Source organism: Collinsella aerofaciens (genome assembly GCF_039752955.1).
In the GTDB taxonomy this organism is placed as follows: domain Bacteria; phylum Actinomycetota; class Coriobacteriia; order Coriobacteriales; family Coriobacteriaceae; genus Collinsella; species Collinsella aerofaciens_BI.
Map to the genome: position 1 here is coordinate 14,560 of NZ_JBDMHB010000014.1, position 23,500 is coordinate 38,059.

The 23,500-nt window shown below is 60.4% G+C and carries 22 protein-coding genes; 6 read left to right on the top strand and 16 right to left on the bottom strand.

The window, feature by feature from the left end; genetic code table 11:
• Nucleotides 1-159 precede the first annotated feature (159 nt).
• The 6 genes from upp to ABHR75_RS04825 form a co-directional block, all read right to left on the bottom strand.
• Nucleotides 160-807, bottom strand: a complete 648-nt coding sequence (upp, locus tag ABHR75_RS04800) for a uracil phosphoribosyltransferase (RefSeq protein WP_346963776.1) — start codon at nucleotides 805-807, stop codon at nucleotides 160-162.
• 123 nt (nucleotides 808-930) lie between these two features.
• Nucleotides 931-2,472 carry a glycerol kinase GlpK gene (gene glpK / locus ABHR75_RS04805; RefSeq protein WP_346963777.1) on the bottom strand — a complete coding sequence of 514 codons (1,542 nt, stop codon included), beginning with the start codon at nucleotides 2,470-2,472 and terminating at the stop codon, nucleotides 931-933.
• A gap of 13 nt (nucleotides 2,473-2,485) precedes the next feature.
• Nucleotides 2,486-3,229 carry an L-threonylcarbamoyladenylate synthase gene (locus ABHR75_RS04810; RefSeq protein ID WP_346963778.1) on the bottom strand — a complete coding sequence of 248 codons (744 nt, stop codon included), beginning with the start codon at nucleotides 3,227-3,229 and terminating at the stop codon, nucleotides 2,486-2,488.
• A gap of 148 nt (nucleotides 3,230-3,377) precedes the next feature.
• Entirely contained in the window at nucleotides 3,378-3,680 is a 303-nt protein-coding gene (locus ABHR75_RS04815; protein ID WP_006235701.1) for a helix-turn-helix domain-containing protein, read from the bottom strand.
• A complete protein-coding gene (locus ABHR75_RS04820) occupies nucleotides 3,667-4,062 on the bottom strand; it encodes a type II toxin-antitoxin system RelE/ParE family toxin (protein ID WP_022094268.1) in 396 nt (131 codons plus the stop codon). Before ABHR75_RS04820 ends, ABHR75_RS04815 begins: the two co-directional genes overlap by 14 nt.
• Nucleotides 4,063-4,137: 75 nt before the next feature.
• The gene (locus ABHR75_RS04825; RefSeq protein WP_055310131.1) at nucleotides 4,138-5,388 is read right to left on the bottom strand and encodes a N5-glutamine methyltransferase family protein; all 1,251 of its coding nucleotides are present in this window, start codon (nucleotides 5,386-5,388) and stop codon (nucleotides 4,138-4,140) included.
• Between the two features lie 36 nt (nucleotides 5,389-5,424).
• Between ABHR75_RS04825 and ABHR75_RS04830 the strand changes: the two genes are divergently transcribed.
• Nucleotides 5,425-5,751, top strand: coding sequence for a hypothetical protein (locus tag ABHR75_RS04830; RefSeq protein ID WP_346963779.1), 327 nt, complete (start codon nucleotides 5,425-5,427; stop codon nucleotides 5,749-5,751).
• Nucleotides 5,752-6,022: 271 nt separating this feature from the next.
• On the opposite strand, the gene prfA is transcribed toward ABHR75_RS04830, so the two are convergent.
• The 7 genes from prfA to ABHR75_RS04865 form a co-directional block, all read right to left on the bottom strand.
• Nucleotides 6,023-7,090 carry a peptide chain release factor 1 gene (prfA, locus tag ABHR75_RS04835; protein WP_055252487.1) on the bottom strand — a complete coding sequence of 356 codons (1,068 nt, stop codon included), beginning with the start codon at nucleotides 7,088-7,090 and terminating at the stop codon, nucleotides 6,023-6,025.
• A 248-nt stretch (nucleotides 7,091-7,338) separates the two neighbouring features.
• Nucleotides 7,339-8,766, bottom strand: a complete 1,428-nt coding sequence (locus ABHR75_RS04840) for a M20/M25/M40 family metallo-hydrolase (RefSeq protein ID WP_346963780.1) — start codon at nucleotides 8,764-8,766, stop codon at nucleotides 7,339-7,341.
• A 72-nt stretch (nucleotides 8,767-8,838) separates the two neighbouring features.
• Nucleotides 8,839-9,624: an amino acid ABC transporter ATP-binding protein gene (locus ABHR75_RS04845; protein WP_196033597.1), complete on the bottom strand. Its 786-nt coding sequence runs from the start codon at nucleotides 9,622-9,624 to the stop codon at nucleotides 8,839-8,841.
• 22 nt (nucleotides 9,625-9,646) lie between these two features.
• Entirely contained in the window at nucleotides 9,647-10,795 is a 1,149-nt protein-coding gene (locus tag ABHR75_RS04850; RefSeq protein ID WP_346963781.1) for an amino acid ABC transporter permease, read from the bottom strand.
• A gap of 9 nt (nucleotides 10,796-10,804) precedes the next feature.
• Entirely contained in the window at nucleotides 10,805-11,731 is a 927-nt protein-coding gene (locus ABHR75_RS04855; protein WP_346963782.1) for a transporter substrate-binding domain-containing protein, read from the bottom strand.
• Between the two features lie 263 nt (nucleotides 11,732-11,994).
• A complete protein-coding gene (locus ABHR75_RS04860) occupies nucleotides 11,995-12,888 on the bottom strand; it encodes an aldose 1-epimerase family protein (RefSeq protein ID WP_346963783.1) in 894 nt (297 codons plus the stop codon).
• Between the two features lie 79 nt (nucleotides 12,889-12,967).
• Nucleotides 12,968-13,837, bottom strand: a complete 870-nt coding sequence (locus ABHR75_RS04865) for a hypothetical protein (RefSeq protein ID WP_195919330.1) — start codon at nucleotides 13,835-13,837, stop codon at nucleotides 12,968-12,970.
• 251 nt (nucleotides 13,838-14,088) lie between these two features.
• Between ABHR75_RS04865 and ABHR75_RS04870 the strand changes: the two genes are divergently transcribed.
• Nucleotides 14,089-15,339: an MFS transporter gene (locus tag ABHR75_RS04870; protein ID WP_346963784.1), complete on the top strand. Its 1,251-nt coding sequence runs from the start codon at nucleotides 14,089-14,091 to the stop codon at nucleotides 15,337-15,339.
• A gap of 45 nt (nucleotides 15,340-15,384) precedes the next feature.
• Complete coding sequence (locus ABHR75_RS04875) at nucleotides 15,385-15,831, top strand: low molecular weight protein-tyrosine-phosphatase (protein ID WP_346963785.1); 447 nt, start codon at nucleotides 15,385-15,387, stop codon at nucleotides 15,829-15,831.
• 186 nt (nucleotides 15,832-16,017) lie between these two features.
• On the opposite strand, the gene ABHR75_RS04880 is transcribed toward ABHR75_RS04875, so the two are convergent.
• From ABHR75_RS04880 to ABHR75_RS04890, 3 genes are all read right to left on the bottom strand, one after another.
• Complete coding sequence (locus tag ABHR75_RS04880) at nucleotides 16,018-17,379, bottom strand: ATP-binding protein (protein ID WP_346963786.1); 1,362 nt, start codon at nucleotides 17,377-17,379, stop codon at nucleotides 16,018-16,020.
• A 184-nt stretch (nucleotides 17,380-17,563) separates the two neighbouring features.
• Nucleotides 17,564-17,893, bottom strand: a complete 330-nt coding sequence (locus tag ABHR75_RS04885; RefSeq protein WP_346963787.1) for a TIGR04076 family protein — start codon at nucleotides 17,891-17,893, stop codon at nucleotides 17,564-17,566.
• Nucleotides 17,886-18,710 (bottom strand): PfkB family carbohydrate kinase, encoded by an 825-nt coding sequence (locus ABHR75_RS04890; protein ID WP_195445317.1) that lies wholly within the window; start codon nucleotides 18,708-18,710, stop codon nucleotides 17,886-17,888. The genes ABHR75_RS04885 and ABHR75_RS04890 overlap by 8 nt, the downstream gene beginning before the upstream one ends.
• A 451-nt stretch (nucleotides 18,711-19,161) precedes the next feature.
• On the opposite strand from ABHR75_RS04890, the gene ABHR75_RS04895 reads away from it, so the two are divergent.
• Genes ABHR75_RS04895 through ABHR75_RS04905 form a run of 3 tightly spaced genes read left to right on the top strand, consistent with a single transcriptional unit; the run spans nucleotide 19,162 to nucleotide 23,384 of the window.
• Nucleotides 19,162-19,665, top strand: a complete 504-nt coding sequence (locus tag ABHR75_RS04895; RefSeq protein WP_346963788.1) for a MarR family winged helix-turn-helix transcriptional regulator — start codon at nucleotides 19,162-19,164, stop codon at nucleotides 19,663-19,665.
• Complete coding sequence (locus ABHR75_RS04900) at nucleotides 19,658-21,472, top strand: ABC transporter ATP-binding protein (RefSeq protein ID WP_346963789.1); 1,815 nt, start codon at nucleotides 19,658-19,660, stop codon at nucleotides 21,470-21,472. The genes ABHR75_RS04895 and ABHR75_RS04900 overlap by 8 nt, the downstream gene beginning before the upstream one ends.
• The gene (locus tag ABHR75_RS04905) at nucleotides 21,465-23,384 is read left to right on the top strand and encodes an ABC transporter ATP-binding protein (RefSeq protein WP_346963790.1); all 1,920 of its coding nucleotides are present in this window, start codon (nucleotides 21,465-21,467) and stop codon (nucleotides 23,382-23,384) included. Before ABHR75_RS04900 ends, ABHR75_RS04905 begins: the two co-directional genes overlap by 8 nt.
• Nucleotides 23,385-23,500 lie beyond the last annotated feature (116 nt).

Genomic DNA, 23,500 nt, shown 5'->3' on the forward strand with positions numbered 1-23,500 from the left:
TTTTCTTAAGACCTTCTTTATGCCGCAGGTACGGTAATACGTTTTTCTCGAACCCTGCAGGGCAAAACGTCCGTTAACAGGAGTGCGCGCGGTCGCCTTTTGTTCGACCGCGCGCACCGTTTCTTCGTATTTGCAGCCGCGGCCGTCTTAGCCCAGCGACTAGAGCGTGCCGTAGATGCGGTCGCCGGCGTCGCCGAGACCGGGAACGATGTAGGCAGCCTCGTTGAGATGGTCGTCGATGGCGCAGGTATAGATATGCACATCGGGATCCTTCTCAGTCAGCGACTTGAGGCCCTCGGGGGCCGCGACGATGCACAGCATGCGGATGTCCTTGACACCGCGCCCGCGCAGGTAGCTGATGGCCATCTCGGCCGAACCGCCCGTGGCGAGCATGGGGTCGACGACCAGGCAGATGCGCTGGTCGATATCCTTGGGCATCTTGCAGTAATACTCGTGCGGCTCGTGGGTGACCTCGTCGCGCTCCATGCCGATGTGGCCCACGCGAGCGGAGGGCACCAGGTCGAGGATACCGTCGACCATGCCAAGGCCCGCACGCAGGATGGGCACGATGGCGAGTTTCTTGCCGGCAAGCTGTTTGAACGTGGCGGTAGTGATGGGGGTCTCGACCTCGACGTCTTCCATAGGCAGGTCGCGCATGGCCTCGTAGCCGTCAAAAAGCGCGAGTTCGCGCACGAGCTGACGGAACTGGTTGGTGCCGGTGTCTTTGTCGCGCAGGATCGACAGCTTGTGCTGGACGAGCGGATGATCGACAAGCGTCACACGGGACGCATCGTAGGTGACGGTCATGGGTTGATTGCCCCTTTCGTTGCAGCCGCAAAACGGCCTTGCTGACAAGGCGCGCAGCAATGTTGCCGCCGCACGCCATGCATAAGTTTAGCGGTTTGTTGTATCGAGCAGCCCATCGCAGCCCTACTGTGCGGTACTGAGCGAGCGCTTGACTGCATCACGCCAGCCCGCAAGGTTTTGCTCGCGACGCTCGGCGGACATATGGGGAAGGAAGGTCCTAACGATCTGGGCATTTTGCTCCAGCTCTTCAAGGTCTTCCCAATAGCCGACGGCAAGACCCGCCAAGTACGCGGCACCGATTGCCGTGGTCTCCACCGTCTCGCATTGCAGCACGGGGATATCCAGCAGGTCGGCCTGGAATTGCATGATGAACTCGTTGCGCGAGGCACCGCCATCGACAGACAGGCGCTCAATCGAAAGCCCCACGTCCTGCTCCATGGCGCGCAGCACGTCGTAGCTCTGATATGCCATGGATTCGCAGGCGGCACGTACGATGGTCGCACGGCTCGAGGCGCCGGTCAGACCGCACACGATACCGCGGGCATGCGGGTCCCACCAGGGAGCACCCAAACCTGCAAAGGCGGGGACGAAGTAGCAGCCCTCGTTGTCGTTGATCGAAGCGGCGAGTTGCGCGGACTCGCTCACACTCGAGATGATGCCCATGTTGTTGCGCAGCCAGTTCATGGTTGAGCCGGCGGCAAAGATAGAACCCTCGAGCGCATAGCTGATCTTGCCGTCCGCGGCGATACCGATCGTGGAGACCAGACCGTTCTTGGATTCGACGACCTCGTCGCCGGTGTTCATGAGCATAAAGCAACCCGTGCCATAGGTGTTTTTGGTCTGGCCGGGATGGAAGCAGCAGTGGCCGAACAGCGACGCCTGCTGATCGCCCGCCACGCCCATGATGGGCGGCATGTTGGTCATGATGTCGCTCGCGACGCGGCCGTAGTCGCCCGAGCTCCAACGAACCTCGGGCATCATGGAACGTGGAACGTCAAAGAGCGCCAGCAGGTCGTCGTCCCAATCGAGCGTATGGATATTAAAGAGCGCCGTGCGGCTGGCATTGGTGTAGTCGGTGGCAAAGACCTGACTGCCGGTGAGGTTGTAGATGAGCCAGGTGTCGATGGTGCCGAACATGAGGTCGCCCGCTGCCGCGCTCTCACGCGCACCGTCGACGTTGTCGAGGATCCACTGCACCTTGGAAGCCGAGAAATACGGATCGAGCGTGAGTCCCGTGCGGGAGCGCACCAGCTCCTCGCAACCCTGTTCAACCAACGCGTCGATCGCCGGCGCGGTACGGCGGCACTGCCATACGATGGCGTTATAGATCGGCTGACCGCTCACGCGGTCCCAGACCACCGTGGTCTCGCGCTGGTTGGAGATGCCGATGGCGGCAATGCGGTCGGAGTGGATACCGCTCTTAAACTGGACTTCCATCATGACCGCGATCTGGCTGGCAAGGACCGTCATGGGGTCTTGCTCCACCCAGCCGGGACGCGGAAAGCTGGTTTTGACGCTGCGACGTGCCTGCGCGACGATGCATCCGTACTCGTCGACGATGGTCGCAAGTACCGAAGTGGTGCCGCAGTCGAGCGCCATGATGTAGGAACCGCCAAAGTTAAACGAGGCATCTTCCATGCCCAGGCTGCCCAGATTCAACGACATCGCTTACACCTTTCTATTGCATCGGGTCGGACAGGACCCGTTCGATCTCTGATGCGGGAAGTGCGCCTTGGCGCAGGATCTGGAGCCCGCCGTGCTGGAACGATACGATGGTCGAGGCGTCGCGACACGGGGTCTCACCGGCGTCGACGGCAACATCGACCCCCTCCAGGATGCGACCCTCGACGGCGGCAAAGCTTGCCGGCGAAGGCGCGCCGTGCGTGTTGGCGCTCGTGCAGGCAAGGGGACTGCCGCAGGCGCGGATGAGCGCTTGGACCACGGGAGAGGCCGAAGCGCGCAGGGCCACGGTGTCGTCGGCAGCGCGCATAAAGGTCGGCACGCAGGGGGCCGCCTTGACCACGATAGTCAGGGCGCCCGGCCAGCATCGTCGGGCAAGCACGCGGGCCTCTTCCGGGATATCCACGCCATAGCGGTCGAGTGCTTCGACGCCATCGACCAGCCAAGCGACGGTTTGCGTGAGCTCACGTTGCTTGAGAGTGAAGATACGGCGATAGCCGGTGCCGAGCGCAGGAACTGCGGCGCCATTGACGGCAGCCTGCGGATCGCGCGGCCACGATGGGAATTCGCTTGTATCTTGGGGCACGGCGCCCGAGAAGGCGTTGACTGCCACGGCGACACCGTAGACGGTCTCGGTCGGAATCAAGGCCAGGCCGCCGCGGCCGAGCACCTCGGCCGTGCGCTCGACGGCAAGCCGATGCGGCTCGCGCGTTCCCTCGTATACCCGATAGACCGTCTGCATGTGTATGCCAGCCCCTTACGCTCCGGTGCAAGTTTGTTTACTGTGGGGCATTCTCGCACGAAACATTCAACCTATTTGCCCAGAGCGCATGTTGGTTTGGTGAGCGGCTCTAGTAGTCGGTGAAAGTGAGGGGGTTAATTGAAGATTTTTAGCGCGCAAGCGTAACGGTACGATCGGGAAACTCGATGCTTGCAACCAGTTTTCCGCCGAGGCTCTCTGCGTACCTGCTCAGCGTGTCGAGCCTCATCGAACCCAACTCCCCACGCTCGAGCTCGGATACACGTTTTTGAGAAACGCCCATCGACTGGGCGACCGACGCCTGTGTTAGATCTTTTAACCTGCGAATCTGAGCAAGCTTATAGGCTTCGATACGATCGCGAGTCCTCTCCTGCTCGGCGGTAATGGAGTCGCGTGTTATCCCGCGAGATTCCATATACTCATGCAGTTCCATCTCGATCGAGCCTCCTTACGTGGCGACGGTATATTTGCTCGGCCCTTGGAATGTTGATCGCATACCAACCGTTCCATTTTGCCCTTGACGATCCCGCTCGCGACTTATCACCCGCCAATAGCAATACCGCCTGGCGCTTGGGGTCAAAGGCGAAGAGGATGCGAATCACCTGCCCACCACACGACGTCACTCTCAGCTCCTTTAAATGATGAAGCTTCGAGCCCTTTACGCGGTCAACCAGCGGACGACCAAGGCTGGGACCTTCCTTCTCGAGCACCAAAAGGTCTGCATAAATCTGCTTCAGCGTAGCTTCATCCTGCTCATCAAGCCAAGGTTCAATGTAATCAAGCACGATACGGTACCGATGCAGCTGATTTGACATACCTTTCTCCTTCTATAGTAGAAGTTTTACGGTATATTGCAAGGACAAACTTGCGCAAATGTCTATTTATTCAGCTTAAATACGCTGTTTGGGCTCGGTGACGATGGCTCGAACGATGCGGGGACGATCGGTGAGGTCGTGGACGATACGCACGTCCGAAAGGCCTGCCTGGCGACAGAGCTCGGCCGCGGCATCGAGGGCGCCCTCGTAGAGCTCGCAGGCAAACAGGCCGCCGGCGCGCAGCATGTAAGGCGCCGCATTGAGCAGGCGGCGGAAGATGTCCAGGCCGTCGGCACCGCCCTCGAGCGCCAAGTCGGGCTCAAAGTCCTTGACCTCGTGCGGCAGCGAGCGCATGACGCCGGTCGGGATGTAGGGCGGGTTGGAAACGAGCACGTCGAAGGTGCCCCACTCTTCGCGGGGAATGGAGCTCACCAGGTTGGTGAGACTAAAGGCAACCTCATCTGCCGTGAGGCCGAGCGCGTCGCGGTTTTTGGTGGCCAGATCGATGGCGCGCGGCTCGATATCGGTGGCGGTGCAGGTAACGTGGCCGCGGCGCTCCCAGGCAAGGGAGAGCGAGATGCAACCCGTGCCGCAGCCGACCTCGAGAACGCGGGCGATACGGGGCTCGGCTGGGGCAGGCGCAGCGGCATCCTGAGCCGAAGCCGTCTCCTGGCCGGCACCCTCGATGGCGATGCCGTATTCGTCGAGCTCGGGCTCGGCGGCTTCCGCGGCTTCGGCTTCTGCTGCCTGCGCGGCGGCTTCCTCGGCCTCGCGGTCGGCCAGCTCCTCGGCATAGGCGCGGCTGCCCAATACGTCGCCGCCTAGCGCCGCCTCATCGGCAGCCGTCAGGTTAGCGGCACGGCGCTCGGCGGCCGCGCGTTCGTCTGCCAGCGCGGCCTCGGCCTTGCGTGCCTCCTCGACCTCATCGTTCCAAGGCAGCTCCACGCGCTGACGGGCAGCAGCCTCGGGGCTCAGCACCTCGGCATCCAGATAATTGAGGACTTCCTCGACGAGCATCTCGGTCTCGGGGCGCGGAATGAGCACGCCGGGGGCGCACGCGACGTCGATCATGCGAAACTGCGTGCTGCCGGTGATGTACTGCAGCGGTTCACCTTTAGCGCGACGAACAACGGCCGCATGCATGGTCTCGAGCTGAGCCGCGTTAAGCGTCTCGTCCATGCGCATATATAAGTCGATGCGTGCCAAACCCGTGGCAGCGCAGAGCAGCCACTCGGCAGAAAGACGGGGGTGCTCCTCGCCGCGCTCGGCCAGGTACTCCTTGGTCCACTCGAGACAACGCTTGATGGTCCAAATCTCGTTTGCCATGGGGCCCTCCCCTCTTAAGCGCCGGACGGCGCGCGAATGTCGGAGCAGATTGTACGCGAGGGTGGCACGCGGCAAGGGACGATTGGAAGCGATTATCGAGAATCAGCCCAGAATTTTGCACCGAGCTCGCTCAAAGTGTTCATTCGCCGACGTCCAGATTTGCATTCGTCAAGCTTTTGGCAAAGTTGCCCCAAAACTGACCAATATCTAACCAAGAACTTGCCAAATCACTTGACGCGCGACGCGGTAAAAATCACCCCGCGACTTCTTGAACGATTTTTCGAGCAATATTTTCAATTGCAGATGAAGGCTGCTGATTACTTTAAGCAGTTAGACAGCTTATTATCTAACAAAGCAGATTAAATAAACTCGAAAAGTAATTTACCCAACCTAGTCATTTAAGAACGTCCCCAATGACTACCTCTAAGGCGCCGCAGGTTGAGCATACCGCATCCGGAGCAAGGCAACGCCGCATGTAGAGGACGGACAGCGAGCGACGTCCAGAGCGAACAAGTTGGCATGAAAAAGGCAAGGTATAGACCTTCTGGTCATGCCTTGCCTTTTGAATGACAAATTGTCGCTCTGGGCGGCGCGCAGCGTCGAGCAGTTACGGCGTTTGGTAAAACGCCGTAACTTAAACGGCCTGCGCTAGCTTCTCGGCTCGCTCGGCGGCGGCAAGTGCCTCGATGACAGTGCCGAGCTGATCGCCCAGAAGGACACCGTTGTAGGTGGAGTTGAAACCGATGCGGTGATCGGTCACACGGTCCTGGGGCTGGTTGTAGGTACGAATCTTCTCGGAACGGTTGCCGTGGCCGATCTGGCTTTGGCGCTCGGCACCGAGTTCTGCCTGCTGCTTCTCGAGCTCCATCTCGTACAGACGGGCACGCAGCATCTGCATGCAGACCTCGCGGTTCTGGATCTGGGAACGCTGCTCCTGTGACTGCACCACGGTGTTGGTGGGCAGGTGGGTGATGCGCACGGCGGAGTAGGTAGTGTTAACGCACTGACCGCCAGGGCCGGAGGCGCAGTAGGTGTCGATGCGCAGGTCGGACTGGTTGATCTGGACGTCGATCTCCTCGGCCTCGGGAAGTACGGCGACGGTAGCCGTGGAGGTCTGAATGCGGCCCTGGGACTCAGTCTTGGGAACGCGCTGGACGCGGTGCACGCCGGACTCGAACTTCATGACGGAGTAGACGCGGTCGCCCTCGACCTTGAACTCGATGGACTTAAAGCCACCGGCCTCGCTGGGGCTGGAATCGAGCACGGTAGTCTTCCAGCCGCGCGACTCGCAAAAGCGCTGGTACATCTTGTACAGATCGCCGGCGAAGATGGCCGCCTCGTCGCCACCGGCGGCGGAGCGGATCTCGACGATGGTGTTCTTGTCGTCGTTGGGGTCGCTCGGGATGAGCATGTACTTGATGTCTTCCTCGAGCTGGGGAAGCTTGGCCTCGTTTTCGGAGATGTCCATCTGGAGCATCTCCTTCTCATCGGCATCGGTGGTATCGTGCAGCATTTCCTTGGCAGCCTCGATGTCATCGAGCGCGCCGATGTACTCGCGCGAGGCGGCAATGAGGTCGGACTGGTGCGCGTACTCCTTGTTGAGACGCGTGAACTCCTTGATATCGGAGGCGACGGCCGGGTCGGAAAGCTTCTTCTCGAGCTCCTCGTAGGCCTTGATGATCTTTTCGAGCTTGTCGCGCATGACGGACTCCTTTATATGCGTGAAGGCGAAAATCGGCAGAATTGATGGGGCGCGGGGCGCCGCTGCGGGGGTAAGTCCAGCTAGAGCATGTCGATCTTCAGATACATGCGCATCCCTTCGCGTATGGGGTACATAATTGCGGTCTAACCCATACATGATAGCGTGCGCAGGCAAACCTGCATATAACCCGCACGGAATGATTGGTGCAAACAAACCTGACCCCATTGCACCAAGGGCTTGCTTTTTGGCTAGAGCGTATGGAGCAGGGCGATGAGGAAGCGGACACCCTGGAGGTAGGCGCGGCGGGTAATGCGCTCGTTGGTGCCGTGGACGCCTCGGTCGCACTCGTCATCGTCTACCACAAAGGCAGAGAAGCGAATGCACTCGGGGCAAATGCGCTGGTAGTTGGCAGCATCAGTCGCGCCAATCACGGTCGAGGAAACGATGTCGACAGGAGCTCCGCCCACCGCACTCGGTCCGTTTTCCTCTGTCCCCCTTGAATCACGGAAATAGCGGGCGGCGATGGAGCGAACCACCTCGAGGCCGGAACCACCGATGCGCGGGGACGGCGAAGGCTCGGAGCTGCCGGGGCCAAGTTCGACCTCCACACGTCCGGCAAGGCCCGCCGCGGCAACCGCCTCGCGGCAGCGCGCCACAACGTCGGCCACGCTCGTGCCCTCGAGCATACGGAAATTGATATTGGCCCACATATCCTGCGGCATTACGTTGGCGCCGGTGCTGCCACCCTCGATCTGCGTGGGCGCGCAGGTGGTGGTCACGAGCGGATAGAGCTTCTTGCTGGCGAGGCACTCGCGCACGATGGTGTCCTTGTTGGAGGCAATCTCGTCGGCCGTGTAAAGCCCCAGCTCGACGAGCTGTGCGGCAAGCAGGTCCGTGACGCGCGTCGGCCATTCGATATCGCAGATTGCGGTGATGGCACGGCTCAGCACCTCGAGCGATGTGCCGCCGTAGGGGTTGGACGAATGCCCGCCCTCACTCTTCGTCTTGAGCACAATATCGGCGTAGCCCTTCTCGGCAAGGTCGGCGTGCATGAGCCAGTCCTCGCCCGCGCTGTACTCGGCAGCCGAAACGATGCGGTAGTCACCCTCATCGATCAGGTACTCAAGCTCAATGCCGCGCTCCTCGAGCACGCGGCCGATGGCACCCGCACCGAACTGCGTGGTTTCCTCGTCCTGGCCAAAAGCCAGCAGCAGGGTGCACTCGTGCTCCCAGCCGTGGGCCAGCGCATACTCAACCGCCTCGAGAATGCCTGCGACTTGGTCTTTCATGTCGATGGCGCCGCGGCCCCAAATGTAGGCATCGTCCACATGTCCGCTAAAGGGGGCGTGAGTCCAATCGTCCTCGGTGCCCGGCACCACAGGAACCACGTCCATGTGACCCATGAGCATGACGGGTTTGAGGGCAGGGTCGAAACCGCCAAGCGTCACCAATAGCGAATGATCGATAAGCTCGACCTCGCCCGCCGCAAACACGCGCGGCCAAGCCTGCTGCATATACGCGCGCAGGTCGTCGAACGGCTGCCAGTCCACCGCCTCGGCATCCATGCTCGAAATGGTCGGAAACGACAGCACGCGGCCCAAGCGCTCGCATGCGCCGGCCTCGTCTATACCGGCAAAATCATCCTCATGCGCAAAGAAGCGCCAAACCTCGGCCATGACATCCTTTCGATTGTGATGACGAGGGCCGCCCCACCGGAGCGGCCCTGCCACGTAAGCGTTTGCGGTCGGCTATTTATCCTCGAGATAACGCGAGAGGAACTCGCGGGTACGCTGGTGCTTGGGGTTGCCAAAGAGCTCCGCCGGCGCGGCATCCTCGAGCACCACGCCCTTGTCCATAAAGACCACGCGGTCGGACACCGTGCGGGCAAAGGCCATCTCGTGCGTGACGACGACCATGGTCATGCCGTCGGCAGCGAGTTTGCGCATGACCTCGAGCACCTCGCCCACGATCTCGGGGTCGAGCGCGGAGGTCGGCTCGTCGAACAGCATGATCTGCGGATTCATGCACAGGGCGCGGGCGATGGCCACACGCTGCTTTTGACCACCGGACAGGCGACCCACGGCGGCGTGCGCGAACTTTTCGAGCCCCACGCTCGTCAGATGCTCCATCGCGACCTTCTCGGCCTCGGCCTTGCTCATCTTTTTGAGCGTGACGGGCGCGAGCGTGCAGTTGTCGAGCACATCCATGTTGTTGAACAGGTTAAAGCCCTGGAACACCATGCCGATGTCCTCGCGCAGCTTGTTGATGTTGCAGCGCTCGGCCGTGAGGTCCTGGCCGTGGAACCAGATGTGGCCCGCGTCCGGGGTCTCGAGCAGGTTGAGGCAGCGCAGGAAGGTCGACTTGCCCGAGCCCGAGGCGCCGATAATGGTGACGACCTCGCCGGGGTTAACGGACAGGTCGATACCCTTGAGCACCTCGAGCGAGCCGAAGCTCTTGCGCAGGCCCTCGACGCGGATGAGCGGCTCATTGGTCTGTGCGGCGGCCGCAACGCCGGTAATGGCGGTATCTGCCATGATGATTCTCCTCGTCTTGAGCCTAGTTGGAGCTGGGCAGCGTGACCGGAGCCTCGGCGCCGAGCTTTTTGCCAAAGGCCTCGATCAGGCGGCTCGCCACGAGCGTCAGGATCAGGTAGACCACGAGCGCCACGCAGTAGACTTCCATCTGGCGATAGTACACGCCGGCGACGGTGGTGGTGGCGTACATGAGGTCGAACACACCGATAACCGAGAGCACCGACGAGTCCTTGATGTTGATGATGAGCTCGTTGGTGAGCGCCGGGATCGCGTTTTTAATGCCCTGGGGGAACACGACTTTGCGCATGGCTTGCCACTGCGACAGGCCCAGCGAGCGTGCTGCCTCGGCCTGGCCGGGATCGATGGACTCGATGCCGCCGCGCAGGACCTCCATCATGTAGGCGGTGGAGTTGAGCGAGATGGTAACGAGGCCGGCGGTGAAGGTGCTCCAAATCTGGTTGGCCTGAGCGGTCTCGAAGCCCATGCCGCGCAAAACGGTGAAGCCCGCGTAATAGATGAGCAGGCCCTGGACCATCATGGGCGTGCCGCGCACGATAGTGGAGTAGACGGTCGCAAAGCCGCGGCCGATACTCTTAACGAAGCGCACCAGGTCGTTGTCCACGCGATCGAAGGTCTGAATGCGCAGGAACACAAAAAGCAGCGCCAGGAAAAAGGCAATGACGGTGCCGAAGGTGGCAAGCGCGATGGTGATCTCGATACCGCGGATAAAGAAGTCCCCGCTCTTGTAGGTCATGTAGACCAGGCTCGACAAAAAGTCGCTGGGGTTGGAATCCGAGACAATACTCACCTGCACCAGGTCGATAAACGACATGACGCAGCGGTCGATAAAGAAAACTGCCGCGATGGCGACCACGACGTAGCTGCCCAGGCGTGCGCCACGACGGCAGCGCTCGGATGCGAACGGCGACTTTTCGCGATAGTCGTTCCAGTGCATGAGCTTGGTGACCAGCGCCGCCGCCGACACGACGAGCCAGGCCCAAAGGATTGCCCAGAGGCAGTCTTGGAACACGCCCGTAGGCGCCAAGAAACTCATCGGCGTGGGGTTGCGCTGGCTAAACGCCAGGCCGAGCGCCGCGATGACGCTCGTGCCCAGGTATACATAACGGTGGTCGGCCTTGATAAAGGAGGCCAGGCGATTGATGGTTTTCATGCTGCCTCCCTATGCCGGCTGACGGTCGAGGCACGCGTCCCACATTTGGTCGCGCTCCTCTTGGCTAATGCCCTTGAGTGTCTTGTCGATGAGCTTAAGCAGCTTGTCCGAGCCCTTGCGGCAGCCGACGTTTGCCGTGACTTCCTGCTTAAAGCCCTCGCCCTCGGCAAATCGAATCGGCACGATACCCGGGTTTTGGGCCATATAGCCCTTCTCGTTCTCGGTATTGTAGGTCACGGCGTCGCAGGTGCCCTGCAGCAGGTTCGAAAACACCGTGGGGACCGAATCGACCGGGTTCTTGTGGGCAACGCCCGGGATCTCGTCGATGACGGTATCGAGCATGGTGTCCTTTTGGCCGAGGACCGTTGCGCCGCTAAAGTCGCTGAGCTTGGTCGCATTTTGGTAGGGCGAGCCCTCTTTTACGAACAGGCCAAAGTAGCCAATGAAGTACGGGTCGGAAAAGCCGACGGACTCCTCGCGCTCGGGCGTGGCGCTCATGCCGGCAATGATGAGGTCGATCTGGCCGTTGTTGAGCGAATCGATAAGACCCGAGAAGCCCTGCTTGACGGCGACGGGCTCGCCACCGAGGGCCTTGCAGACGATCTTGGCGATCTGCACGTCGTAACCATCGGCATAGGCGCCCTGCACGTTGTCGATGGGGATAGTGTACTTGCTGGCTTCGGAGACCTGCCAGTTGTACGGGGCGTAGGCCGCCTCCATGCCGATGCGGATCTTGTCCTTGCCGATCACGGAATCGGACAGGTCGTCGCGACCGCCGCCCGTCGTGGGCTGGGCCACTTCCAGCGTGGAGGGGCGCTGGCAACCGGCAAGTGCGCCGGCGACGACGGAAGCGCTCGCAGCAAACGCACTGCCTAAGAAGATACGACGGCTGCACACCGGCTGTGGATGCGCGTCGCGTTGATGGGGAGAATGCATAATCTGCCTTCCCTGTTGAATCGTATGCTGACGACTTAACAGGATATACGCCAGCAACTAGCAGCGCAGCACAAGCTCGAAAAATTAATAGACACGCGGTAGTCATTGGGGACGCCGATGTTTTGGCAATGCCGGCGAGCGACGTCCAGAGCGAACAAGTGGCATGAAAAAGGCAAGGCATGACCAGAAGGTCTATGCCTTGCCTTTTGAATGACAACTTGTCGCTCTGGACGACGCGCAGCATCGACCGAGCGGCGGAACCTCTAGAGCAAGGTAACGCTAAAACTGCGCTTGTCCGTCTCGCCCGGGGCCAGGGTGATGGTGTTGACCTTGTGCTCAAAGACATCGTCCTCGGTGTCCATGGTGGTATGACCGGTCCAGGGCTCGAGCGCCACAAACGGAGCGTCGTTGGCGGCAGACCACACGCCAATGTACTTAAAGCCCTCAAAGTCGATCTTGACGCCGTGGCCCGACTTGCGGCCGCGCAGCGTGAGCGTGGAGCCCGGAGTATCGGTGAACATGATGGCATCGTTATCGAAACTGCGGTGCGTGATGGGCAGCACGTCCGAGTTGTCGGGAGCCTTATAGCTGCCCTCAAACGTCATAAGACCGTCGGGCTTGATGATGGGAGCCTCGTTCGTCCAAGCCTCGGTAAACGCCAGCTCGTAATCCTCGAACGCCTCGTCCTCGGCACCGGGGGCGGGCACGTTAAATGCGGGGTGGCCGCCCACCGAGAACGGCAGGTCCACATCGCCGGTATTGGTGACGGCAAAGGTCTGCGTGAGGGTGGCGTCGCCGGTCAGGGCATAGGTCATGTTGAGCTTAAAGTGGAACGGAAAGGCCTTGAGCGACTCGGGCGTATCGGTGATCTCGTAAGTTACCGAGGAGCCGTCCTCCGAAACCTCGACCAGCTCGTGCTCGACGATGCGCGCGAGTCCGTGGCGCGGCATCTCGCAGGTGCCGGCCGCAGACGCTGCCGTGTTGTTGCGCAGCGAACCCACAATGGGGAACAGGATGGGCGCATGCTTGCCCCAAAAGGCGGGGTCGCCCTGCCACAGATACTCGTTGCCGTTGAGGGCAAGGCTCGTGAGCTGAGCGCCCATGGAATCGATGGCCGCGGTGAGGCTGCCGCGCTTGATGGTAGTGACGGTAGACATGCTACTTCCTCCAAAAGTAAACAATAGTGTCGAGGGCTATTGTCCCACTCTTGGCGGCGGGGTTGAGCGACAGGCGCAGTTATTGAGCAATAGCGTAAAGGTCAAACCCGCCCTGCGGAGTGCTATCGACCGTATCGGGCGCCTGCGAGTTAAAGCTCACGGGAACCATGCGCTTTGAGGCGCGGAAGCGCGTGCCGTCGGTGGCGACGGGCGGTTCGTCGACGGTGAGCTCGTAGTCGCCGGGCTTGAGCTCGATGCCGTCACCAGCGGAATTGACGTATTGATACTCGTCAATCGTCTGCCCTTTGAGCGTACGCCCCACGATGTGGATGAGCATTTGGCTGTCGCCACGCGCGGTGTCCCACATCGCGCCGTCCTTGACCTCGACCGACACATGTACCGAGCGCGTGCGGCTGAGCGATTGCTCGACAGACATCTCGACCTTGGCGGCGTCTTGACGCTGCTGCTCGACATGGCTCCAAACGCTACCGATTGCCGAGCAGGCGATAACGCCGGCCATGAAGGCGATGAGGATGGGGCCGAGCGGAGAACGGCGGCCCGCGTCTTCCTCACGAGCCAGGTCGGGGCGATGTGTGGGCGCAGGCGCCTGGGCGCCTTGCGCGGGCACGTCGAGAATGCTGAAGGATGCCGTGCTGTCGGGATCGATGGTGTGACGCGGCTGCGGGATCTTTGCCGGCGAGATGGACATGTCCGCCGGCTCACCGAGTGTGGCCGTGGCATCGGCCTTAGCCTCATCGGCCTCGGCTTGGGCCCAAGCCTGCTCAAAGGTCAGGGGCTCGGCGGCATCGGAGGCGGCATCAGGCTCGACAGCGGCATCGTTGCCGGTCTCGTCCTCGTCGCTCGACACGTCACGCGACGCGGGCTCGTCCCACTCCTCGTCCGGAGCCTCGCCCTCGCTATACCACCATTCAAAGTTATCGATATCCATACGGGGCGCCCCTTAGGCCTCGCAAATAAACACTCGCTAGTCTTATACCCCCAGACGGCACCGAAGCTCACCCGCGCCGGACACGAAAACCGTCACAACATTCGACGTTTTTCCTCGTTTTCGAGATTTTCATCGAATGTTGTGACGGTTTAGGCGGCAGCCACGCCGCGAATGTGACAAAGAGACTGTCCCTTTGTCACATTCTGTTAGAGTTGCAGGGATTGAATCCCGCTTATTCACGCGACATTGGAGTGACAACCTTGACCGCCGCAACCACGCCAAAAAGTAAGTCAACCGCCGCCGCGCTCTCCCCCGCGCGCACCAAGCTCTGCCTGGCGCTGCTCGTGTTGTTAGGCTTTTCGCTCGGCTGTTCGGAGTTCGTGGTCATCGGCATCGAAAGTGACTTGGCGACGGGACTCGGCGTATCGCTTGCCACCGCAGGCCAACTTATTAGCGTGTTCGCACTGATCTACGCTATCGCGACGCCGGTGCTCGCGCTCAGCACGGGGCGCTTCCGTCGTTACCAACTGCTCGTGTGTTATAGCATCGTCTTTGTGCTCGGCAATCTGGTCATGGCGCTGGCACCCAACTTTCAAGTGCTGTTCGCCTCGCGCATCATCTTGGGCTCCGTCTCGGGCGCACTGCTCGCCGTGGGCGTGACGTATATCCCCGAGCTGCTGTCCCCGCAGCAGACCTCACTCGCCATCTCGGTGGTGTACGGCGCGTTTTCCGTGGCAATGGTCTTTGTCACTTCGATCGGCAAGTTTGTGGCCGACACGCTCGACTGGCACGTGGCCATGTACAGCACGCTGACCTTTGCCGTTCTGATCTGCGGAGCGCTCGTGATGTTTATGCCGCGCGCTGGGCAAACCGACGAGCCCGCCACCTTTCGCGAGCAGGTGGGTCTGCTACGCGAGCCGAGCATCGTCACCGGCATGCTCATCTTTTTGTTTGGCGTGGGGTCGGTCTACGTTTTCTATGGCTACGTGACGCCTTATCTTGAGCAGGTGCTGGGCATGGGCACGGTCGAAGCCAGTACCACGCTCATGGCCTACGGCGTGTTCTGCCTGATCTCGAACATCCTGGGCGGATGGATCGATGCGCGCTTTGGTATGAAGGCGCTGCTTGTGACGTTCGTGCTGCAGGCTGCGGCGTTACTCGGGCTGTTTGCTGTGGGCGGCACCATGCCGCTCGCGCTGGCCTTTGTCCTTAGCTTGGCGCTGCTCATGTACTTGTTCTCGGTGTCGTGCATCACGCACTTCATGGACGTGGCACGCAGCCGCCATCCCAAGTCGATGGTACTCGCAAGTTCGGTTGAGCCCATGGCGTTTAACGTCGGCATCTCGTTTGGCACCGCAGTGGGCGGCGCCGTGGTAAGCAGCATTGGCATTGCGCACGTAGGCGCAGTGGGTGCCGCGTTCTCGCTTGTGGCCTGGGTGCTTACGCTGGTGACGATTAAATTGGCTCACTGGGAGCGCAGGCGGGCAAGGGCGCAGGCGTAGATGCGATACTCGAGCTCGATGATGGCGATCGAAAGGAAACCGCATATGCAACGTGTACTGTTTATCTGCCATGGGAATATCTGCCGCTCGACGATGGCTGAGTCCGTGTTTACCGAGCTGGTGCGCCGCGCTGGACGCGAGGCGGAGTTTGTCATTGATTCCGCTGCAACGTCGACCGAGGAGATCGGCAACCCGCCACTCCACGGTACCGTTGCCAAGCTGCGCGAGGTCGGAATTCCCGTCGTCGCACATCGTGCACGTCAGGTGCGTCGCGCGGAGTATGGCGACTGGGACCACATTGTCTATATGGACGACGAGAACGCCCGCGGCCTGTACCGAATTTTTGGGAAGGACCCCGATGGCAAGGTCTCGCGCCTGCTCGATTGGACCGATCGCCCCGGCGACGTGGCCGACCCCTGGTACACCGGCAATTTCGACGCCACCTACCGCGATGTACTCGCCGGTTGCACCGCTATGCTCGAGCAGCTGTAGACGCTCGGGCGGCGCGGGCGCTCGGGCCACGCCATCGGCATAAAACGAGCGTGGATTTTCTCCCACTTTGAGCGTTCGAGTGCGCTCTAAACGGGAGAAAATCCACGCTCGTTATCTCGGTGGGAGAAAATCCACGCTCATGAATGTGGCAAAGGGACTGTCCCTTTGTCACATCCGAGACTGGCCCTAGACCGGCTTGACCTCCAGCTTTATCCCCTCGGCGCAGGAGTCGCCCAGAACATCCGAAAGGGCCCAGGTCGCATATAGCGGCAAATAGAGAACCGCTCCGTTGCGCTCAACGTTGCCTCTCGAGAAAACAATCCCGAGCCTTACGCCATATTCAGCCGTATCAAGCACATGACCGAGCGCAGCGTGCGCGTGGAAATAGGAGCCCGATTTAACCTCGATCGGAACAGCCGTCCCATCCGGCCCATCGACCACAAAGTCCACTTCACCGCGCTTTTTTGTCTGATAGTAGTAAAGCTGGCGATTTTGGGTAGCCAGCTGCTGGGCCACCACGTTTTCGTAAATGCCGCCCAGATTGGGCTCCTTGCTATCAAGATACGCCGCTTGGGCGACTCCAATGGGGTAGCGCGCCATCAACATGCCCGTATCCGATTGATATAGCTTGAACTGCGATGGCCGCGCCGTCTTGAGCAGGGGCGATTTTGGCTCGGTTACGATATCGGCTTTGAGAGCAACGCCGGCATCGACAAGCCATACAAAATCTCGCTGATACTTCTCGTAGTGAGCCTTGGGGTCAATGGAATTGAGCACGAAGCGCTTGTTTTCGCCCTCGAGCATAATAGGGAGCTGATCGTAGATGCTCTGCACCTGAAGGGCTCGCCCGCTTGCATACTTGGAGATATCCCGCCGGTACTGCTCGTTGAGCTCTGACTGTAGCTGACGAACAGAGGCAAGGTCGCCCTGCGTGTCAAGGAAACGCTGCACGACCTCCGGCATTCCGCCGACAACGGTATAGGTCCTGAAGTTTGCCATCATCGCGTCATGAATGTAATCAGGAATGGGCCTCTCGCTGATACACGCGTCACGTATCGTTTGGCGAGCCCCCTCGCTCACCCCGGTTGCCCAGCAAAACTCCTCAAAATCGAGCGGGAACATCCTAAGCTCGTGGACATACCCCACGGGATAGGACCTGACGCCCTTGAACTGGGTCCCGAGCATTGACCCCGAAAACGCCCAGCGGCATCTCCCGTCCTCAACAAGGAACTTTGCCATCGTCATGATGTCGGGGGCCTCTTGGACCTCATCGATAAACACGAGCGTTTTGCCTGGTGCAATCGACTTTCCCGAAAGAAGCGTCACCCTGCTGATGAAATCATCGGCATCCCGCGCCTCGAGAAGAGCATCTTTTGCCTGGCGATTTTCCATGAGGTTAAGCTCGATGTAGGTTGCATGGTTGGCTTTGCCAAATGCGCGAATCGAATAGCTTTTGCCGATCTGGCGAGAACCCGTAATGAATAAGGCCTTTTGCTCGGCAGACTTCAGCCAACGCTCCAGCTCTGCCGCTATTTTCCTGCGCAGCATAGGCTCTCCCCTCAGTGTCATCAAATGAAATGCAAAGTTTTATACGCTTAATTATCGATGAAACGCAGAATTTTTAGAACCTAAAATCGGATGAAATGCAGAGATTTGAGATTACAAGCATAATAGAAGGAACACCACCGGCGAATGTGACAAAGGGACTGTCCCTCTGTCACATTGCGCTCGATTACTCGTCGACGATCTCGGCGAGCCAGACGTTGAGGGTGTCGACCTCGGGGCAGCAGAACTTTGCCGTACCAGGCTCGTTACCGGGCACGGCACCGCCGTAGCGCAGAATGTCGATATAGGGAAAGCCCACGTGACATGCCATGGCGCACATCTTGCCGCGATCTCGGTCGAAGTCAAAAACGTCGCCCGGCTTGTGACCATGGTGGCAGCGGCACGCACCCAGCTGGTCCACGCAACTCACGCGAATACGTGGGCGCTTGCCACGCGGGGCACCGAGCGGCTTGTTCTCGCCCGCTGCCTCGGTGCCGCTCTCGTCGGCGCTACTCATGGTCAATCACATCCAGGCAGGCCTCGATGGGCAGGCCGGCGGACTTGTCTTCCTGGTCGGCATTGCGCTCGATAAGCTCGGCTACCACGCGCATGGCATCGCTCGTCGCGCGCTGCAGGCTCCAACCAGCCATAACGCGGCCGACGAGCACCGCCGAGAACGTGTCGCCCGTGCCCGGAAAGTAGACCGGGATCAGGTCGAAGGGAATCGTGAAGTACTCCCCCGCCACATGGTCGTAACCGATAACGACATTCGCACCGTCGACCACAGCGCTCGTAATGACCACCGACTTGGCGCCCAGGGCACGCACAGCATCCACAAGAGCGCGGCCCTCATCGGGCGTGATTTGCTCGGCAATGGGCGCATCGGTAAGCAGGCACGCCTCGGTGTAGTTTGGCACCGCATAGTCGGCGCACTCGAGCAGGCTGCGCATGAGACCGATCGTGGACTCGGGCACGCCGGCGTAGAGCTTGCCGTTGTCGCCCATGATGGGGTCGACGAACACCTTGGTACCCTTTTGCGCGCGACGGTGGCAGAAGTCCGAAATGATGCGCGTCTCTTCCTCGGTCACGATAAAGCCGGTCGAAATGGCGTCAAACTCAAAGCCGAGCTCCTCCCAGATAGCAAGACTCTGACGCACGTACTCTGTGGTGTCGTGGATGTAGAACTTGGGATAGTTGAGCGTATCGGACACCAGCGCCGTCGGCAGGTTGTGGATGCGGTAGCCCATATGCGACAGCACCGGCAGCATGGCGGAAAGCGCGACCTTGCCGTAGCCGCACATATCGTTGATCAGCAGCAGCTGAGTGTTCTTCATGAGAGTCCCCCTTGGGTCGGGCGCGGCACGATGGCGCCATAGTGCAACTAAGTGTAGCGCAGGGGAAGTTGTGAACGGGCGCTGGCGCCGCGGAGGCCACATTGTTGCGGAAAGGTTACGGGAAGGAGGAAGTTAGTCATTGGGGACGTTCTTGTTTGACTAGTCATTTAAGAACGTCCCCAATGACTATCGCAGGTTGAGGACGGACAGCGAAAGCGTTCCTAAGCGAGCAAGGTGGCGTGAAAGAGGAGGGCATAGGCCTTGTGGCCATGCCCGACGATTGAACGTCAGATTGCCGCTTAGGAACGCTTGCAGCGTCGAGCCGTTACGCGGTTTGGTAAAACCGCGTAACCACTAGTTTGGTACCTTGACATTTATTTCTCACGCTCCTAGATTAGTTAGGCACAAAACAATTCATCTACCTAACTAAAGAAAGGAGCGAAGATTAGATATGTGTGTTGAACCACACGCCCATCCGCATGAACCCGGCGACGACCCCTCGCAGCCGGCAGACGAGCCCGAGACTCAGTCCAAGGAGGACCGTCTCGCCAAGAGAATCCTCCATGGGCTGGGGTTTTGCGGCCATTACATGCATTTTCACGGCGGCGGCATATCTGGCAAGGCGCCCATCGTCTGCCTGCTCGCCAAGCAGCCGACCGGCGAGCTGTCCCAACAAGAGCTCGGCATGCACTTCGACCTCAAGCCGGGGTCCCTTTCCGAGATTCTGTCCAAGCTCGAACTGGGCGGTCTTATCGAGCGCAACCGCAATCCCAAAGACCGTCGGCAGCTCACCATCCGCCTGACCGATGCGGGATGGGAAAAGGCCCGCGTTGAGCAGGCAGCCCGCATTCGCTTTAGAGAGCAGGCCTTTAGTGCCCTCACCCACGACGAGCGCGAGCAGCTCGCCGAAATGCTCGAGAAAATCCGTGTAACCTGGGAGGAACTGGATGATTAAAACCCTCATGGGCAGCATCCGTGACTATATGAAAGTCACTGTTGCCACGCCATTGCTCGTGCTTGGCGAGGTGCTCTGCGAGATGCTGATTCCATTTATCACCGCCAACCTGATCGATGCCATCAAAGACGGCGCCACCGTAGCCGAGATGCTTCCCACCGCGGGCTTTTTGGTGCTCATCGCGCTGACGTCGCTTGCTTTTGGCGCCGCTGCCGGCGTCACCTGCAGCCATGCGAGCTGCGGCTTCGCCAAGAACCTGCGTCACGACCTGTTCTACAAGATCCAGACGTTCAGCTTTGCCAACATCGATGAATTCTCGAGTTCCTCGCTCGTCACGCGTCTGACCACTGACATCAACAACGTGCAGCAGGCCTTTATGATGATCATCCGCATCGCCGTGCGCGCGCCGCTGGTATTGATCTTCGCCTTTACCATGGCGTTTATCATGGGCGGCAGCGTCGCCATGGTCTACCTGATCATCATTCCGCTGCTGGGCTTTGGGCTGTTCTTTATCATCTTTAAGGTGCGCCCCATCTTCTCACGCGTGTTCCACAAGTACGACGCCCTTAACGAGTCCGTCGAGGAAAACGTCACCGGCATGCGCGTGGTCAAGAGCTATGTGCGCGAAGACTTTGAGAAGGAGAAGTTCGCGACCGCCGCACGCGACGTCCAAATGGACTTCACCCGTGCCGAGAAGCTGTTGGCCTTTAACAACCCCATGATGAACATCTGCGTCAACGGCGCGTTCGTTGTCATCATCTACCTGGGCTCCAAGCTCATCATCACGAGCCAGGGAACGCTGTTCGACGTGGGCCAGCTCTCCTCGATCTTTACCTATGGCTTCCAGATCCTTATGAGCCTGATGCAGCTGTCGATGATCTTTGTCATGGTGACCATGGCCGACGAATCGGCGCACCGCATCACCGAGGTGCTAGCCGCCGAGCCCACGATCGCCGATCCCGCCGAGCCCGTGCTCGAGGTCGCCGATGGCTCCATCGACTTTGACCACGTGAGCTTTAAGTATTCCGCGCATGCGAAGCGCCAGGCGCTCGACGATATCGACCTGCACATTAAGAGCGGTGAGACCATCGGCATCATCGGCGGCACCGGCTCGGCCAAGTCCACGCTTGTAAACCTCATCGCCCGCCTGTACGACGCCACCGAAGGCACCGTGCGCGTGGGCGGCGTGGATGTGCGCGACTACGACTTGGACGCCCTGCGCCACCAAGTGGCCATGGTGCTGCAGAAAAACGTGCTGTTTAGCGGCACGATTGCCGAGAACCTGCGTTGGGGCGACCCGAACGCCACCGACGAAGAGGTCCGCGAGGCGGCACATCTGGCCTGCGCCGACGAGTTTGTCGATGGCTTCCCCAAGGGCTATGACACCTGGATCGAGCAGGGCGGCTCCAATGTCTCGGGCGGTCAGAAGCAGCGCCTGTGCATTGCGCGTGCCCTGCTGCGTCGCCCCAAGATCTTGATCCTGGACGACTCCACCAGCGCCGTCGACACCAAGACCGACGCCAAGATCCGCGCAGGGCTGGCAAGCTATCTGCCCAACACGACCAAGCTCATCATCGCCCAGCGCATTAGCTCCGTGCAGGATGCAGACCGCATCATCGTCATGGAGGGCGGCCGTATCGCTCAGATCGGCAGCCATGACGAGCTACTCAAGACGAGCGAGATCTACCGCGAGACCTTCACCTCGCAGAACAAGATGTCTGCCGAGGGCGAAGAGGCCGTCGAAGCCGACACCGAGGCATCCGCAACACAAGCTCAGACCCAGGAAGGAGGCGAGGCACATGAGTAAGGCAACGACCGCCGAGCGCGCGCTCAACCGCAAGGGTGGCACCATGTCGCGCCTCATCAAGACGCTCTTTGGCTTCTACCCCGTGCTTTTGCCCCTCGTCGTCGTCGGCGTGGTGCTCTGCGCCATCATCAACTCCATCGGCGCGACCTTCCTTCAGAGCGCCCTGCAGATTATTAGCGAATCGTGGCAGTCGGGCGATTGGGAAGCTGCACAGCCCAAGATCGCACAGCTCGTGACCACCCTCGCCTGCATCTACGGCGTCGGCATCCTGTCCTCGCTCTTCTGGAACCGCGCCATGGCCATCGTTACGCAGGGCTCGCTCGAGAAGCTGCGCGAGAAGATGTTCAACCGCATGCAGGACCTGCCGATCCGCTACTTCGACACGCATCAGCGCGGCGACATCATGAGCCACTACACCAACGACATCGACACGCTGCGCCAGATGATTAGCCAGTCGCTGCCCAACCTGCTCATGACGGTCATCGTCATCGTCACGGTGTTCTTTATCATGCTGTACTACAGCGTGTGGATGTGCCTGGTCATTATTGCCGGCGTCGCCTTTATGACCTTTATGACCAAGCTGCTCGGCTCCAACTCCGCGCGCTTCTTTATTGCGCAGCAGACCGAGCTCGGCGTTGTCGAGGGCCATATCGAGGAAGTCATGAACGGCCAGAAGGTCGTCAAGGCATTCTGCCACGAGTCTGCCGCCGAGGCCGATTTTGACGAGCGCAACGAAAAGCTCTTCGAGGTCTCGCAGAAGGCCAACATGTACGCCAACATCCTCATGCCTATCCTTATGAACCTGGGCAACCTGCTCTACGTGCTGGTCGCACTGGCCGGCGGCATTTTCCTGGCGCTGGGCGTGCCCAACCTGAGCATCTCGGGCATGGCGCTGTCCATCGCCGTCGTAGTGCCGTTCCTCAACATGACCAAGCAGTTCTGCGGACAGATCGGCCAGATCTCGCAGCAGATCAACGCCGTGGTCATGGGCCTCGCCGGCGCCGACCGTATCTTTGAGCTCATCGACGAGGAGCCCGAGGCCGACGAAGGCTATGTGACGCTTGTCAACGCTCAGGTAAACCCCGATACCTGGCAGCTCGAGGAGGCCGACCACCACACCGGCATGTGGGCGTGGAAACATCCGCACCGCGCAACCGGCGAGATCGAATACGTGCCGCTGCGCGGCGACCTGGTCATGGACAACGTCGACTTTGGCTACACGCCCGACCACGAGGTGTTGCACGGCGTGTCCGTGTTTGCCAAGCCGGGCCAGAAGGTCGCGTTTGTCGGCGCCACCGGTGCCGGTAAGACGACCATCACCAACCTCATCAACCGCTTCTACGACATCGCCGACGGCAAGATCCGCTACGACGGCATCAACGTCAACAAGATCCGCAAGGCCGACCTGCGCCGCTCGCTGGGCGTCGTGCTACAGGACGTGAACCTGTTCACCGGCACTGTGATGGATAACATCCGCTACGGCAACCTGGACGCTACCGACGAGGAGTGCATCGCGGCGGCCAAGCTCGCGGGCGCGGACGACTTTATCACCCGCCTGCCCGACGGCTACGACACCATGCTCACCGGCAACGGCGCACAGCTGTCGCAGGGCCAGCGCCAGCTGATCTCGATCGCACGCGCCGCCGTCGCCGATCCGCCGGCGATGATTCTGGACGAGGCCACGTCGAGCATTGACACCCGCACCGAGGCCATCGTGCAGGCGGGCATGGACAAGCTCATGGAGGGCCGCACGACGTTTGTCATCGCGCACCGCCTGTCCACCGTGCGCAACTCCGACGCAATCATCTGTCTGGACCACGGCCGCATCATCGAGCGCGGCAACCACGACGAGCTGATTGCCAAGCGCGGGTATTACTATCAGCTCTATACCGGAGCGTTTGAGCTGGAGTAGTTCGGCTCGCCGAGATGGCCGATTTGCCGCTCATTCGTCGGGCATGACCCTAAGGTCAATGCCCTCCTCTTTCGGGGCAAATCGACTCATCTCAACGACCCAAACACAATGCGCCG

Bases quoted from the DNA above. Each gene is read 5' to 3' on its own strand.
- ABHR75_RS04875 (WP_346963785.1), top strand. From the start codon at position 15,385: ATGCAACGTGTACTGTTTATCTGCCATGGGAATATCTGCCGCTCGACG.
- ABHR75_RS04845 (WP_196033597.1), bottom strand. From the start codon at position 9,624: ATGGCAGATACCGCCATTACCGGCGTTGCGGCCGCCGCACAGACCAAT.
- ABHR75_RS04860 (WP_346963783.1), bottom strand. From the start codon at position 12,888: ATGTCTACCGTCACTACCATCAAGCGCGGCAGCCTCACCGCGGCCATC.
- ABHR75_RS04855 (WP_346963782.1), bottom strand. From the start codon at position 11,731: ATGCATTCTCCCCATCAACGCGACGCGCATCCACAGCCGGTGTGCAGC.
- ABHR75_RS04850 (WP_346963781.1), bottom strand. From the start codon at position 10,795: ATGAAAACCATCAATCGCCTGGCCTCCTTTATCAAGGCCGACCACCGT.
- ABHR75_RS04895 (WP_346963788.1), top strand. From the start codon at position 19,162: ATGTGTGTTGAACCACACGCCCATCCGCATGAACCCGGCGACGACCCC.
- prfA (WP_055252487.1), bottom strand. From the start codon at position 7,090: ATGCGCGACAAGCTCGAAAAGATCATCAAGGCCTACGAGGAGCTCGAG.
- ABHR75_RS04900 (WP_346963789.1), top strand. From the start codon at position 19,658: ATGATTAAAACCCTCATGGGCAGCATCCGTGACTATATGAAAGTCACT.
- ABHR75_RS04880 (WP_346963786.1), bottom strand. From the start codon at position 17,379: ATGCTGCGCAGGAAAATAGCGGCAGAGCTGGAGCGTTGGCTGAAGTCT.
- ABHR75_RS04905 (WP_346963790.1), top strand. From the start codon at position 21,465: ATGAGTAAGGCAACGACCGCCGAGCGCGCGCTCAACCGCAAGGGTGGC.
- upp (WP_346963776.1), bottom strand. From the start codon at position 807: ATGACCGTCACCTACGATGCGTCCCGTGTGACGCTTGTCGATCATCCG.
- ABHR75_RS04865 (WP_195919330.1), bottom strand. From the start codon at position 13,837: ATGGATATCGATAACTTTGAATGGTGGTATAGCGAGGGCGAGGCTCCG.
- ABHR75_RS04885 (WP_346963787.1), bottom strand. From the start codon at position 17,893: ATGAGTAGCGCCGACGAGAGCGGCACCGAGGCAGCGGGCGAGAACAAG.
- ABHR75_RS04825 (WP_055310131.1), bottom strand. From the start codon at position 5,388: ATGGCAAACGAGATTTGGACCATCAAGCGTTGTCTCGAGTGGACCAAG.
- ABHR75_RS04830 (WP_346963779.1), top strand. From the start codon at position 5,425: ATGTCGGAGCAGATTGTACGCGAGGGTGGCACGCGGCAAGGGACGATT.
- ABHR75_RS04820 (WP_022094268.1), bottom strand. From the start codon at position 4,062: ATGTCAAATCAGCTGCATCGGTACCGTATCGTGCTTGATTACATTGAA.
- glpK (WP_346963777.1), bottom strand. From the start codon at position 2,472: ATGTCGTTGAATCTGGGCAGCCTGGGCATGGAAGATGCCTCGTTTAAC.
- ABHR75_RS04815 (WP_006235701.1), bottom strand. From the start codon at position 3,680: ATGGAACTGCATGAGTATATGGAATCTCGCGGGATAACACGCGACTCC.
- ABHR75_RS04810 (WP_346963778.1), bottom strand. From the start codon at position 3,229: ATGCAGACGGTCTATCGGGTATACGAGGGAACGCGCGAGCCGCATCGG.
- ABHR75_RS04840 (WP_346963780.1), bottom strand. From the start codon at position 8,766: ATGGCCGAGGTTTGGCGCTTCTTTGCGCATGAGGATGATTTTGCCGGT.
- ABHR75_RS04890 (WP_195445317.1), bottom strand. From the start codon at position 18,710: ATGAAGAACACTCAGCTGCTGCTGATCAACGATATGTGCGGCTACGGC.